The organism is Microcoleus sp. Pol1C5 (assembly GCF_036701115.1).
Classification (GTDB): Bacteria; Cyanobacteriota; Cyanobacteriia; order Cyanobacteriales; family Microcoleaceae; genus Microcoleus.
Genome location: NZ_JAUBQE010000006.1, coordinates 111,796 through 126,066 on the forward strand (window position 1 = coordinate 111,796; position 14,271 = coordinate 126,066).

Here is a 14,271-nt window from a genome sequence, read left to right on the forward strand (position 1 = left end):
ACCAACTATTTAAAAGAGGAATGTTTATTTTATGCCGCTAATGGACTTAGCTAATTTTAAAACTAGGGTTATTGGATGCAGTGCGGTGATGGCTATTGGACAAGTTATTTCAAATGCGATCGCCAATCCGGCAACTCAAGCAGCAGCGGGTATGATGGGCGGCCCGATCGCAGTTGGGGGAGTTTCTATCTTAGCGGCGATTGCTAGTGGTATAGCGGGGAATATTGCGGCTAATGACCTCGGAAATCGGATGACCGAACGGTTGAGCAAAAATCCGAGGATTCTCGATAATCACGATTTGATTAAGGCGGCTGGTGAGGCGATCGGCTATACTTTGAGAGAGGTTGCCAAGTCCGATCGCCTAATTGCGATCGCCGAAACCAAAAATTTGCCTTATCCAGAAACAGCACTCTGTCAATTAGCCGAGAAAACTCCTGAATACTGGCTGGATATTAACACTAATACCGCCGATTTGTCAAGGGGTTTAAATATTTCCGAAGACCAGTTAACCAAGATTTTTTCTGCCGATGCCGAGGAGTTCGATCGAGTTACCGGATTGACAACGGCAGATTGGGCAACTTTCGTCAACGAATTCGCCCGGCGCGAGGGGAAATCCTTCGATGCGGAAATTGTGGAATTTGTCGCGGGCAAACTGTACGCAACTTTTCCGAAAGCGTACCGCGAAGTGCTGAAACTGGATGCGGCGAAGGGAGGAGAAAAGTTTGCCGCGATGCTGTTGAATCTGCACCAAATTGCTTTGGCCGAACTCAAAGATTTGGGGCTGCAAAATGGGGAAATTCTGCACAAATTGGAGGCCGTGGCGACTGGGCAGCAGATTTGTCAAGTGATGGGTAAATTGGAAGCCATAGAAATTGGCATCCGATCCGATTTGGCGCAAGTTCAGAATTTGCTGGAACGATTTGTTGATACTTCCGCGCCCCGATTGCCACTTCCCTACGAGTGCGAAACGATTATTGCCGATCGGACTCAAGACTTTACCGGTCGCCAATTTGTGTTTGCAGCAATTGCCGAATTTTTGCAGAACAATCGCAAAGGCTATTTTGTTTTAGAAGCAGATCCGGGAGTCGGTAAAAGTTCAATTATGGCAAAGTTAGTGCTGCTGCTGAAGCGGCGCTGCGTCGCGCATTTTAACTCGCAATCTCAAGGCATTGTCCGCGCCGAACAATTTCTGGAAAATGCCTGCACTCAGTTAATTCGAGGCTATCAACTAAATTATCCGCAACTGCCGGAAAATGCGACCAGAGATGGCAACTTTCTCAGTCGATTGTTGGGGGAAGTCAGCGCTAAATTGGGCGGCAAAAAGTTGATTGTGGTGGTGGATGCCCTGGATGAAGTGGATTCGAGTTTGCAGGGGCGCGGCAGCAATGTCCTGTATTTGCCAGATGCTTTGCCTGATAATGTTTATTTTATTGTCTCGAAGCGACGGGAATCTCTGCCTTTGCCAAATCATCAGGATTTTGATTTGATGCAGTACAGTACAAAAAGTTTGGCGGATGTCAACCTTTATATTGACAAACGCACCAGCCACAGCGCGTCAATTCAGAGTTGGATTAACCGTCAAAATTTGCAGCGCGAACAGTTTGTGGCGGCGGTGGCGGAAAAAAGCCAGTATAATTTTATGTACCTGCGCTATGTGTTGAATGATATCGATAGCGGCAAGTACAGCGATGTGAATTTGCAAGATTTGCCGAGGGAGTTGGAAGGATATTATGACAAGCATTGGATGCAAATGATGGGACGGAAAGAAGACGATCCGCTGCTGGAGATGAGGGTTAAGATTATCTATGTGCTCTCGAAAGCGCGGGAAGCTGTTTCTCGCGGCTGGATTGCGAAATCGGTAGGGGAAACGGATTTTAAAGTGCAGCAGGTGTTGAAGAAATGGGAGTCGTTTTTGCGGCAGCAGCAAGTTGATGGCGAAATTCGCTACAGCATCTATCACAACAGTTTTCGCGACTTTTTGGCAAAAAATGAAACGGTGCAAGCGGCGGGGATTGACGTTGAAAAGCTCAACCGGCAAGGTATGGATAACAGGTTAAAAGGAGCGCCGCTATGAGCGATTTGGGTGTGTGGTTGTCGCAGCAAAGTCGATCGGATCGAGAATATTTTTTGAAGTATCAACCCAGGGATTTTGTGGAAACTTCGGGAGAGTTCGATCGTTATTATCGTTGGGTGACGGATTTTGGTTTTATTGAGGCAAAGTTGAAATTGTTGGGGGTGCAAGCGTTAATTGAGGATTACGATTTGGCGAGAGTTTCTGATGTGTTGCTGTCGGAGGGGCAAACGGAAACTTTGCGGTTGATTCAGGGGGCAATTCGCAAGTCGGCGCACGTTTTGGAAGAGGATAAAACACAGCTTGCAGGGCATTTGTTGGCGAGGTTGTTGGATTTTGAAATGCCCCAGAGTCAGGGGATGCTGGAACAAGCAAAGCAGTCGAAAGATCGTCCTTGGTTGCGGCCTTTGAAGGCTAATTTAGAGCAGCCTGGGGAAGGTGCGCTGCGGACGCTTGTCGGTCATACTGACTCGGTAAATGCAGTGGCGATCGCACCCGACGGAAAAACAGCGATTTCGGCTTCAAGGGATCATACCCTGAAAATCTGGGACACCGAGACAGGCCGGGAATTGAAAACTCTCACGGGTCATAGTAACGCGGTAAATGCAGTGGCGATCGGACGCGACGGTAAAACAGCGATTTCCGCTTCCTACGATCATACCCTGAAAATCTGGGACACCGAGACAGGTAGGGAACTGACAACTCTCACGGGTCATAGTAACTATGTAAATGCAGTGGCGATCGCACCCGACGGCAAAACAGCGATTTCCGCTTCCAACGATGAAACCCTGAAAATCTGGGACACCGAGACAGGCAGGGAACTGAAAACTCTCACCGGTCATAGTAACTCGGTATGGGCAGTGGCGATCGCACCCGACGGAAAAACAGCGATTTCGGCTTCATGGGATAATACCCTGAAAATCTGGGATACCGAGACAGGCCGGGAACTGAAAACTCTCACGGGCCATAGTAACGCGGTACTAGCAGTGGCGATCGGACGCGACGGTAAAACAGCGATTTCCGCTTCCGACGATCATACCCTGAAAATCTGGGACACCGAGACAGGCAGGGAACTGAAAACTCTCACGGGTCATAGTAACAAGGTACTAGCAGTGGCGATCGCACCAGACGGTAAAACAGCGATTTCCGCTTCAGACGATAACACCCTGAAAATCTGGGATTTGCTTAGCGGTGAAGAGGTTGCTAGTTTCAGCGGAGAAGCTGGGTTTGATTGCTGTGCGATCGCCCCTGATGGAGTGACAGTTTTAGCGGGCGATCGATCGGGCCGGGTGCATTTCCTGCGATTGGAGGGAGTTAGTGGCGATCGATAATCGGATTTTTGGGTCGATTCGGGCGATCTAATTTGAAATCCTCGGCGGTTGAAACCCCGGGTTTTTTATGGATGGGCGATCGGGTTTTTGGTTGATCGGGCGATCGAATTTGAGAGAAATGTGCGATCGAATTTTTGTGGATGGGCGATCGAATTTGAGAGAAATGTGCGATCGAATTTTTGTGTTGATTGGGACGATCGGATTTTTGGGTTTATGGGCGATCGGGTTTTTTGTTGATCGGGCGATCGATTTTGAGAGAAATGTGACATCGGGTTTTTTGTTGATCGGGCGATCGATTTTGAGAGGAATGTGCGATCGGGCAATAAGTTGTTCACCAATAAGTGATTAATGGGAATCCGATTAGTGCGATCGTTACTTGTTTCTCGGATTGTATCAGCTTCAAAAAAATTGTGAGTAAAATAACTTGAGTTGCGTCATTTGTTTTTGTAAGTGAGTCTGGTCAAATGTTGGTAACATATTTTTTTGGATAGGCAAACGTGTAACAATTATGCTGCCTATCTTTTTTTACCATAACACAGCTCAATCCTTGCCCTGTATGGATTTGGCGAGGGTTGTCACCCTTTAAGCAAACTAAAAATCCTATTTTTTAACAGTAACTTGCAAATAAAGCAGCGGGTCTTCAGCAACCCAACCCAAACCCGAATTGTACCGAACTTCAAAATGCAAATGAGATGGCGGAATGTCGCGTTTTCCAGTCGTCCCCACAGTTCCCAAAACTTCTCCAGACTGCACTTTTTGACCGACTTTTACCGCAATATCTTTCAAATGAGCGTAGCGCGTTTGCTTCCCCGCTTGATGGTTCACCACCACTAAATTCCCGTAATCCCCCTGCGGCCCAGCAAAGGCGACAGTCCCCTCCCCCGCCGCCAAAACCTGCGTACCCTCCGACGCCAAAAAATCTACGCCGCTGTGGAAAAAAAATTCGCGCCGCGCCGGATGCAATTGCCGCCCGTAACGCAAAGCTTCCACAGCAGGGGCGGGCAGCGGAAATCCTTGCACCGATGGCGTTGCATCGGGATTGATAGAAGGCCCGATCGACCTATTCACCGCAGGCACAAACACCGTTTTCCCCAAAGGCCTGCACCCGTTCGCCTCAAATAGCAAATCTGCGCGCACTTTGTAAGCTTCTGCCAGTTTTTGCCAATTCCAGCCCGCAGGCACTTCTACCTCGATGCCACTGTACGGAGGAATGACGATCGCACTTCCAGCAGATACTTCACCGCCCCGCAAAGTCGGATTTATCCCGATCAGCGCCGCAGGAATCACATTGTACTGGCGCGCGATGCTTTCTATGGTTTCGCCCTGGGCCACAGTATGGCGGCGCAACCGAGACATAGCCGGACTCGGGCAATCGCGGGCGGGGTCAGGGTTTTCTACAGGTATACCTGAAGGAAGATTTGCAGGTGGGATCTCGGTATTTGCCGCCGTTTTCCCAACGGGTGCGATCGACCAAATTAGTGCAGAAATCACCGGAAATAAGCGTTTAAACCTCATTATCTACAGAAAAAAGTATTCATTTGGGACAGTTGACAATTTTAAAATCCTGTGAAGCTTCATATTTACAACCTCTAGCCACCCCCCAGACTGTAAATCCCAGCCTAAGCCAAGTTAGGATGAGAATTATTAGTTAGAGTCGCTCTTGGCAAATCCGGCAAAATTGCCTGTGATGCCCGTCAGCGCCAGCCAGTTAACAGCTATGTTCTTGAGGAAGCGGTACGCCCCGCCCCGCTTCCTTCCCGTCACCAAGACAAAAACGCTTGTTGATTCCGAACGTGTCTGCGGGGATGAGGTATCTAGCGGGAGTTATTAAATGAGTTTATCTTTTAAGCAAACGACCCTGTATGTGACTTTGCTCTCAATCGGCGGAGGTATGGGATGGTTGGGAAATCGCTATCTGCAAGGCTCAAACAATCTGGAAACCGGATTGGTTTTGCCAGTAGTACGCCAGCAAATCCCCCCCTATCCCTCTCCTCCTGTTCTGGAAAATCGGGCGGTAGATCGCAGCAATCCCAATTTTATTGCTGAAGCAGCCGAAAAAGTTGGCCCGGCTGTAGTGCGGATTGACGCATCAAGCAAGGTGGCGAATCAAGTGCCGGAAGCTTTCAAAAATCCTTTGTTTCGCCGGTTTTTTGGGGAGAATTTGCCGCAGCCGGAAGAACGAATCAAGAGAGGTACCGGTTCCGGGTTTATTCTCACTCCTGACGGCCGCATCGTTACTAATGCTCACGTTGTCTCCGGGACGGATACTGTCAAGGTGACGCTCAAAGACGGCCGCGAGTTTGAGGGTAAGGTGCAGGGAGTCGATCCGCTGACGGATGTTGCCGTGGTTAAGATTAATGCTAAGGAACTGCCGCAGGTGGCTTTGGGTCGATCGGACAATATTGTACCGGGACAGTGGGCGATCGCGATCGGCAATCCTTTAGGTCTCGACAATACCGTGACTGTGGGCATTATCAGCGCTACGGGTCGATCGAGTTCCCAAGTCGGCATCCCCGACAAGCGAGTCCGCTTCATCCAAACCGACGCCGCCATCAACCCCGGCAATTCTGGTGGCCCCCTGCTCAATGACCAAGGGGAAGTAATTGGCATCAATACCGCCATTCGCGCCGACGCTCAGGGCTTGGGATTTGCAATTCCGATCGAAACCGCCAAACGAGTTTCCGATCAGCTATTCGCCAAAGGTAAAGCCGAACATCCCTATCTCGGCATTCAAATGGTCAGCTTGACTGCCGCCACCAAGGCAGAACTCAACAAACAGCTAGATAATAATAAAATTACCCTCGATCAAGGCGTAGCCGTGACGCGAGTCGTGGAAAATTCCCCCGCTCAAAAAGCCGACTTGCGCCCCGGAGATGTCATTCAAAAAGTTGACGGAATTGCGGTTAACACTCCCGGTGACGTGCAAGAACGGGTGGAAAACACGGTTGTGGGCAAAGAACTCGAACTGGAAATTAACCGTGTGGGTCAAGTTCAGAATATAAAAGTACGTCCGGGTGCTTTTCCCCTATCGGGTAGCTCCGCCGGTGGGTAATACCATTTGAGATTTTCGATTACAAAATTGGGAATGACTTACGGGATAAGGATTTGGAGCTTACCTACAGTTGCTTTCTTTTGGGAAACTGCTATTAGTTGCAAACGGTGGAGGATGAAAGATAAATCTGATGCTTTATAGTCCTGGACGCAGCAACCGGGTTTTTTACCAAAATCCTTCGTGTAGGGCGAGGGATACCCGGTTAACAGCCCGGTTTCTTAATTCCCTGTGCCTCCATGATTCAGGATTATGGATTTTTCTGAACAACTTTCATCTTTCTGGCTTCCCCAACCCCTTGATCTTTTTACTTGTCTTTGGGCGAGTTTGGTTGAATCGAGCTGGTGCTTGCTAAATTTTCTTCTAGGTGCATCCTCTGCTCCATTTGCCTCAAAAAATAGCCTGTCATCATCGCTGAAGCTAGCAAACCTGCTAAGTTTTCGCGGTCAGTGGTAATTTCGACGTTAAAATTTTCTGAAGGCAAAACGCCGACCAGTCCTTGAACGTTATGAGAGATAATTTCTCTGATGTCGGGGCTGACGGACTTGGCGACGCGGGCTAGAACCTCCGGGGATTGGTGTTGGAGGTACTTCAGCAGTGGATTGACTGCGGTTTGTTGAGCATTGGATGTGTCAAAGTCAGGGTGAAAAACCATTTGGCGATTCTTAATTTCTGGCTGGTTACATTCTACTTCAAACTACTCGTCATTGCTTGGGTACAAATTTGCCTGAAAGTCAATTTGCAATTGTTTTGGCAGTTGGTCTACTTGAAAGTACCGATGAAATTTCTCGGTAACTTGTAACCAATACGACCGCCCCTCAGCCGGCCGCCGTTTGCGGACGAAACCCATTTCTACAAGTTCCTGCACTTGTTGGTAAGCTCCTGAACCTCGCAAGTTAACTAAATCTGGCTGAGCGATGCCGCCTTTGAGGGCGATCGCAGCCAGCGTCCGCAAAGCTCCCACACCTAATTCTGGAGGTATTAAAGTTTGCATTAAACTGGCAAACTCTTCTCTGAGTTGCAGGCTGTATCCTGTGGGGGTTTCGACGACTTCTAATGCACTGTCGCGGTGGGACGAGTCAGACATGAGTTCGATGATGGCGTCTTCGGCTTCGGCTCGATCGCACTTAGCAATCTCGGCAATTTCTGCGATCGACACTGGCTGACCTTTTAAGTAAAGTATGGCTTCTATTGTTGTGGCTAAGCGAGTCATTTGGGAATTAGTAACGAGGAATTGGGACATTGAAAGAAGAAGGACTCAGAAAAACAACAGTGATCCGTATTTCCGTAACTTCCGTGTCGTGAATAATAAGAGTTAGTAATAAACATTCCCCTTACACAAATTATTAATATTGTAGATTAGGTTGAGGAAGAAAACCAAAACTTTCAATTTTATTTTTTTATATCACAATACTCCGGATCGTTTTTCAAGAGAGATGCGATGGCTTCGGCAAGCAACGCTTACGCAATAAATCACAGAAGCGAAAAAAGTGAGTGCAATCTGAACCCAAAATGAACAGAAAAAAAGGCGATTTTTTAGGTTAAGCTATAAAAACACACAAGCTTAACAGATTGCCTTATGAAGATTATTGAATCCATTTTACAACAAATGCCGGGGATTAGTCAACCCCAAAAGAAGTTTTTAATCACTTTATTCTCAACTATTTTACTGAGCTATGGCAAAATCAACTTCACGAATCTCAGTCGTTATAGTTGTTTGAGTGAAAAAACTTATCGTCGTCACTTTCTCAAAACATTTAACTTTTCACTATTAAATCACTATTTCCTCGAAAAAGCCTTAAATCCTGAACACACTCATTGCTGTTATTGATTGTTCTTTTTTAAGAAAAAGTGGCAAAAAAAATGACGGTAAAGCTTACTTTTATAATGGTGTAGCTGGTAAATCGGAACAGGGGTTGGAAATTTCTGTGATTTCTATTGTCGAAATTGAGACTCGCTTATCTTATAGCTTAAGCGTACAACAAACTCCGTCACGTCCTCCCATAACGCGGGTTAAAAAACTGCCACAAAATCCGAAGAATTGCTGGTCTAAGAAATCTCGCAAAAAACCGGAGCCTCAAAGCTCAACGCCTGACATCACAAGAGTTGATGACGGGAGCACAACATCTAAAGAATACTCGTTGTTACTTCCCAACTTCTGTACGTTATTTGGTGGCTGATGGCTATTACTATCGCTCTCAATTCTGGGATGCTGTGCGGGACTTAAATTTAGACTTTATTGGCAAGTTAAGAAGTGATGCTAACCTGCGCTATTTCTATACAGGTGAACAAAAGAAACGGGGAACTCCACGTAAATATGATGGTAAGGTTGACTGCCATGATTTGAGTCGTCTTAATTTTGTTAAAAACCTAAAACCGGGAGTTTCCTTATATACATTGCAGGTGGGTCGTTGTTGTTTAAATTGCCCAATTTGTTTGGTTTGTATCTCTGAGGTTCAAGCCAACGGCAAAATCAAAAATGCTTTATTGTTTAGCACTGATATTCACCTACCACCTGAGCAAATTATTGAATATTATCAGGCTCGCTTCCAGATCGAATTTATTTTTCGTGATGCCAAGCAATTTACGGGATTGTCAGATTGTCAAGCTCGTCATTTACCACGGCTTGATTTTCATTTTAATGCCAGTCTTATTGCCTTAAACTTAGCTAAACATGAACTCTCTAGTTGTCATTCATCTGCCAAGTCGTTTGTATTTTCTATGGCCTCTTATAAACGGCTGGAATTCAATAAGCATCTACTTTGTACCTTTATTGATAAGTTAGATTTAGACCGGGATTGGATTTTAAATCACCCTAATCTTCCTTCAGTCTTGTCTTATGGTACTTTGGCTGCTTAAAAACTGTCCCGAGTATTGTTTCCTGATGCTTTTCTAAATACTTACAGAAGTTAATTGCTGATTTTTTCTTTAACTCTGTGAATAGTGCTATTGCACTTGGGACATTTCCTTGCCATAAATATGTTTCGGCTTGCTTTAACCGCTTAATTGAACCACCCACCTTCTGAAGATTTTCATTCAGATGATACCAGTCTAAGATTTCTCTTCTGTTCTGTTCACAACTAATTTCCTTGAATATATTCCAGACTCCATCATGTCCATCACCTAGACAAGTTACTGGGTTTGCTAGTGGTTGTTGATTTGCCCAATCAATAATCATACTATTTTTGTCGAAACTAGCTACTATTCTCGCCTCTGAAACAATTGCTTTATAGTCTTTCCAATCATATTTTTCTCATGAAAGGTGTGATTAACCGAGATTTGCCACCATCTACACTTAGTTCAGTAATATCTAATGTTGCTACTGGTTTATTAAATTCTTGATAATGTACTAATATGAGTTGTGTTTTCGATGGTACAGTAACTCCAGTTATGTATTTAATATCTTTTGATGCACTTTCATAAGCAACATTACCACTCAGTCTTAAACAGCAGTTTTCTAAATGCGGACTTAATCTGCTTCCCGTACCACACCCTAGTAGCTCCGCTTGCTTCTCGGTGATACTTAAATCACCTAATGTACTTTTTAATTTCTTTATCCTTCCTGCTTTTGTCCCGCTAGCTGAGTAGATAAAAAAAATTCCGATCTGTGGTGTGACATGAGTTAACACTTTTTCTTTTACTGCTAGCTCGATATCTTCTAATGTCTTTAACGATTCAGGTTCACAATCCGCATACAGGATTGCAGAAATAGCTTCTACATGTGTTTGAATCGCCTATTGCTGTTCTGGGGTCATGGTTCAGTCGCCATTAATAAGACACTATTATTCTCGCCTATTTTGCTAAACAATGGCTCCAAGCCACTATTTTACTCTTATTGAGAATTTATACTTATCGCAAAAGTGACACGCTCCCCATGAAATTTAGATGCGTTCGCCCTGCGCTACTACCCCAGTTAGAACGAGAATTGCATTAAGTTGAAATTGTTTCATGCAATAGTCCGGACAGTTTTCAATCACTGACAGCAGAATTCGGGTTTGGGCCTTCTCAGTGAGGTCAAATGCTAACGGTAGAATGAGGGTTTCAGCCTCGGTTTCAAAAACTGTCCGGAGTATTGTTCATGGATATCTCCCCATTGAAAAATTCAGAACATGATTGAGTTGTTTCCAAATTATGAAAAATTCTCAAAACTTTATGGCAAATGAACCAATTACTGTCAATGGTTCACCAGGCTGATTGCCAAACGCTCGGCTACCCGTGACAGCTTGGATGTAGTTGATATTGAACAGATTTTTGATGTTGATACCAAACCGCCAATTATCCCGCTCATAAAAAATTGCGGCATTGCTTAGGAAATAACTATCTGCTTCAAAGCTGTTTTCCAGATCCCCTTCTCTCTCTCCAACATAATTGAACCCAACCCCAAAGCCTAAACCCTGCAACTCCCCGCTTTGAATTTGATAAGTTGTCCACAGACTAGCGCTATGTTTGGGAGCATTAAACAATCTGTTGCCAACCAAATCGCGGTTAGAATCTGCTGTAACTTCCGCGTCAGTGTAGGCGTAACCACCAATAATATTCCAACCAGGCAAAATTTGTCCCGAAATATCTAGTTCAAGCCCTCGACTCCGCTGTTCTCCACTGGCTATTGAGAATAAAGAATTATTCGGATCGGTGACGGCAACGTTTTGTTTTGTAATGTCAAAATATGCCAAAGTAGCAGCAAGCCTTCTGTCAAGCAACTCCGCTTTGATACCAACTTCGTAGCCTTTTCCGGTTTCGGGCTCGATGATATTGCCGCCGGCTGTTGTTGCCGAACCTGGATTAAACGAGCGCGAATAACTCGCATAAAGGGAAAGTTCTGGGATGGGTTGATAAACAATCCCTAGACGGGGAGTAAAAGCATCGTAATTTTGAGTTGTTTCGCTTTCTTCTGAGCTGGAATCACCCGGAAGATCTTTGTTTTTTTGCTCTGCGGTGTCATAGCGAAGACCTGCTAATAGCTTTAAACTCTCGAAGATTGAAATTTGATCTTGCACGTAGAAACCATATCGGCTTGTCTTTACCCTATTTCCTCCAAAACCAGGTAGTGTATCCTCATCTGGTCTGGGAATTTGTCCGTAAACCGGATTGAAAATATTGAGGGAGGTCGGTGTTTCAAAATCAGCTACTGTGAAAATTCTTTCATTGTTGTAGCTAATGTCTGCACCGAAGATCAGGGTGTGTTGGACTGAACCTGTAGCAAACTCACCTACGATGTTTGTTTGGAAGGCGTAGTTTTTATCTTGGCCGTCTTGAGAAGCAAAGAAGCGATCGACGGTGCCAGTTTCATCATCAAAGCCAAGTTGCAGAGCGATTACATTGAAATCGTAGTCGTAGGATGAATAGCGAAAGGCATTGCGTAGATTCCAGTTTTCACTGAAACGGTAGTCGAAATTGTAGCCAACATTCAAGTATTGGGTTTCTACTCTATCCTCGGGTTCGCCGCCAACGCGATCGCGCGGAACGTCAACCACTCGATTGCCAATTGCAGGCAATCCATTATCAGCAGCACGCCGATCGTTGGTGTATTCCAGAGAAACTGTCAAGTCGGCGCGATTGCTAATTTTCCAGGTCAGCGTCGGTCCAATAAAGAACCGCTGATTGTCTTGGTTAAAGCCCCGATAACTATCACTTGTTTGGTACAATCCGTTGACGCGGTAAAGCAGGCTGCGATCTGAGGTTAAGGGACCGGAGATGTCAAACCGGGGCCGGACAAAAGTCTGGTTTCCCAGTTGCAGTTCTGCTTCGTAGAAAGGTTCTGACAGCGGTTGTTTTGATACTAAGTTAATTAAACCCCCTGGTTGAATCTCGCCGTACAAAATTGAAGCTGGCCCTTTCAGAACTTCAACGCGATCGAGGTTGGCGACTTCTGGAAAAGACTGATAAGTACCATATCGCCTGAAACCATCTCGCAAGACAGGGGCATTGTCAAAACCCCGAAGCCCGAAGGTGGTGCCCCGCCCTGTCAGCGGTGATCCCAATGCGACACCGCTAACGTTGCGGAGTGCTTCATCTAAGCGGGTGACTTGTTGATCTTCGAGCACTTCTTGAGGTACTACTTGAATCGATTGAGGAATATCTCGAATTGGGGTGTCTGTGCGGGTGGCGGAGGAAGCGTTGGGCTGTAGATAGGGAGTTTGCTGATCGGCGGTGACAATGATATTAATTTTTTCTGTGCTGACACTCAGAATTAAACCGCTGGTGCTTCTGACTACACCTGCTGTTGGCAAATTTTCTTGACCCGTGATGCTGATGCGGATACTATTGCCATCAACCTGAGTCACCGTGACTAAATTAATTCCCTCAAATGGATTTTGCGCCCTAAATTCCTGACCATCAGGTAAGGCTAATTGAGCATTGGCAATATCCGCAATTAAAGTTTTTTCCTCAGTCCTTGTATTCGCTTGCAAGACTTGCCCATCTGCTGTTTCTAAAATGACTTCTAAACCTGCCTGTGTTGGGTTCAATCGCACCCCTGTTACTTGTACGACTGATTGAGATATTTGCGCAACATCTGAAAAGTTGGTCAAACTTGCTCTCGACGGATGTAACAGCAGATCGGCACTGGTATTGGGCTTCTCTATTTCGTCAAGTCGCGGAATTACTGCTGTTGGCACTTTTGCTTGCGCTGTCGCCAGTTCAATATTAGGAGTAGGAGAAGGGCGATCGCTAGCCTGCTTGGGAGCAACTGTCAAGTCAGAATTGGGTTTTTGGTCTAGGTTTTCTACAGGTAGCTTGACTTCTAACTCCTCGCTTTCAGATGAGGGCTTTTCTTCGATGGGTTTTTGGGGCTCGATGGCAGAAGCGATCGCCCACCATTGAGTGCGATCGTCCTCTTTTGAGGGATTTATTGAACTCGGATCGGGGGCGCTCTCAGGCGCAGTTTCACCAGAGTCTGGGTTAACGCCGTCAGAGAAACTCCTTGGCCCAACTGCTGCTACTGGCATGATACCAACGCTTAGCAGCGCAACACAAAAAAACGGCAGACACAGTTTCATTTTCACACCACACACTTAAAAAAACTTGAGATGCTACACCATCTGTAAGAGTGAATGCACCGATTGAGCTGCACTCCCGTCACTTGTACTCTGTTGAAAACCTACCTAGACAAACAGCGAAACTAAGCCTGTTACTCACAGGCGCAGCTATCTGTAGTCGTAGTTTCAATCTAGTTTCCTGACATGAGGGACGATGCACTCGGGTCGCGGTCAACAATCCAGTGATTTATCACTAATTATTTGCAGTAGCCTCATCAAAATAAAATATGTTTGCTGCTAATGTCAAGCAAATATTGATTTTTTTATTGATAAAGTTTCTTGGGTTTTTGCAAAACAGCACTGGCGGACTGCCGGCGAGTTAGGGGCGCTGTTGGAGTTCCCCTCGTTTTAAGCTGTGAATAGCTCTAAAATTGGTTGCTAGATTGCATTAGTCCGTTGTTAGTCAGCATAAAACTTATGACTGTCGAGCAATTTTTTTCAAAAGAATTATGAATAACTGCTTGCCAAAATTGATAATTTAACTTTTAATAATTTCAGATTAATCAAGAATCTATATCAATAAACTTGAGTGACACCTCAAAAAAAGCTTTTGAAGAAACGATCGCAGTTACCGGCCATGCGATCGCAGGCAAACTGGTATCGGCTAAGTGCTCTGCTACAATTGCGATCGCCAAAATTGCAGATATAAGAACCAATTGTATTGTAGCTACCGCTTCCAGCACTTTTTATTGAAGCGATGGCTTCCCTGAAGCTAGCAACATCAACTCCACTGACATAAGTAGCAGGTAAAGCCGCACCGCAATCAGAATTGGGCAAATTAAA

General features: G+C 45.5%; 12 protein-coding genes. 5 read left to right on the forward strand and 7 right to left on the reverse strand.

Annotated elements, in window-relative coordinates:
• Positions 1-31 precede the first annotated feature (31 nt).
• The 3 genes from QUA23_RS05360 (at position 32) to QUA23_RS05370 (ending at position 3,751) form a co-directional block, all read left to right on the forward strand.
• Positions 32-2,074, forward strand: coding sequence for an ATP-binding protein (locus QUA23_RS05360; RefSeq protein WP_333093826.1), 2,043 nt, complete (start codon positions 32-34; stop codon positions 2,072-2,074).
• Positions 2,071-3,402, forward strand: a complete 1,332-nt coding sequence (locus QUA23_RS05365; protein WP_333110309.1) for a beta-propeller domain-containing protein — start codon at positions 2,071-2,073, stop codon at positions 3,400-3,402. The genes QUA23_RS05360 and QUA23_RS05365 overlap by 4 nt, the downstream gene beginning before the upstream one ends.
• 67 nt (positions 3,403-3,469) lie before the next feature.
• On the forward strand, positions 3,470-3,751 hold the full coding sequence (locus QUA23_RS05370) for a hypothetical protein (protein ID WP_333074596.1): 282 nt from the start codon (positions 3,470-3,472) through the stop codon (positions 3,749-3,751).
• 251 nt (positions 3,752-4,002) lie between these two features.
• On the opposite strand, the gene QUA23_RS05375 is transcribed toward QUA23_RS05370, so the two are convergent.
• Positions 4,003-4,917 carry a M23 family metallopeptidase gene (locus QUA23_RS05375; protein WP_333074598.1) on the reverse strand — a complete coding sequence of 305 codons (915 nt, stop codon included), beginning with the start codon at positions 4,915-4,917 and terminating at the stop codon, positions 4,003-4,005.
• 316 nt (positions 4,918-5,233) lie between these two features.
• Here QUA23_RS05375 and QUA23_RS05380 point away from each other — a divergent pair, with 316 nt between their 5' ends.
• Complete coding sequence (locus QUA23_RS05380; protein WP_333074599.1) at positions 5,234-6,454, forward strand: HhoA/HhoB/HtrA family serine endopeptidase; 1,221 nt, start codon at positions 5,234-5,236, stop codon at positions 6,452-6,454.
• Between the two features lie 304 nt (positions 6,455-6,758).
• Here QUA23_RS05380 and QUA23_RS05385 read toward each other — a convergent pair whose 3' ends face one another.
• Both QUA23_RS05385 and scpB read right to left on the reverse strand, forming a co-directional pair.
• A complete protein-coding gene (locus tag QUA23_RS05385; protein WP_006635907.1) occupies positions 6,759-7,106 on the reverse strand; it encodes a DUF760 domain-containing protein in 348 nt (115 codons plus the stop codon).
• 42 nt (positions 7,107-7,148) lie between these two features.
• Positions 7,149-7,664 carry an SMC-Scp complex subunit ScpB gene (scpB, locus tag QUA23_RS05390; protein ID WP_006635908.1) on the reverse strand — a complete coding sequence of 172 codons (516 nt, stop codon included), beginning with the start codon at positions 7,662-7,664 and terminating at the stop codon, positions 7,149-7,151.
• An 896-nt stretch (positions 7,665-8,560) separates the two neighbouring features.
• On the opposite strand from scpB, the gene QUA23_RS05395 reads away from it, so the two are divergent.
• Positions 8,561-9,310 carry a transposase gene (locus tag QUA23_RS05395; protein WP_333074601.1) on the forward strand — a complete coding sequence of 250 codons (750 nt, stop codon included), beginning with the start codon at positions 8,561-8,563 and terminating at the stop codon, positions 9,308-9,310.
• Here the strand turns inward: QUA23_RS05395 and QUA23_RS05400 are convergent.
• The 4 genes from QUA23_RS05400 to QUA23_RS05415 form a co-directional block, all read right to left on the reverse strand.
• Positions 9,267-9,629, reverse strand: a complete 363-nt coding sequence (locus QUA23_RS05400; RefSeq protein WP_333074602.1) for a hypothetical protein — start codon at positions 9,627-9,629, stop codon at positions 9,267-9,269. The genes QUA23_RS05395 and QUA23_RS05400 overlap by 44 nt on opposite strands.
• Positions 9,630-9,693: 64 nt before the next feature.
• On the reverse strand, positions 9,694-10,080 hold the full coding sequence (locus tag QUA23_RS05405; protein ID WP_333074603.1) for a hypothetical protein: 387 nt from the start codon (positions 10,078-10,080) through the stop codon (positions 9,694-9,696).
• A gap of 513 nt (positions 10,081-10,593) precedes the next feature.
• Complete coding sequence (locus QUA23_RS05410) at positions 10,594-13,398, reverse strand: TonB-dependent siderophore receptor (RefSeq protein ID WP_333110310.1); 2,805 nt, start codon at positions 13,396-13,398, stop codon at positions 10,594-10,596.
• A gap of 627 nt (positions 13,399-14,025) precedes the next feature.
• The gene (locus QUA23_RS05415; protein ID WP_333074606.1) at positions 14,026-14,265 is read right to left on the reverse strand and encodes a hypothetical protein; all 240 of its coding nucleotides are present in this window, start codon (positions 14,263-14,265) and stop codon (positions 14,026-14,028) included.
• Positions 14,266-14,271 lie beyond the last annotated feature (6 nt).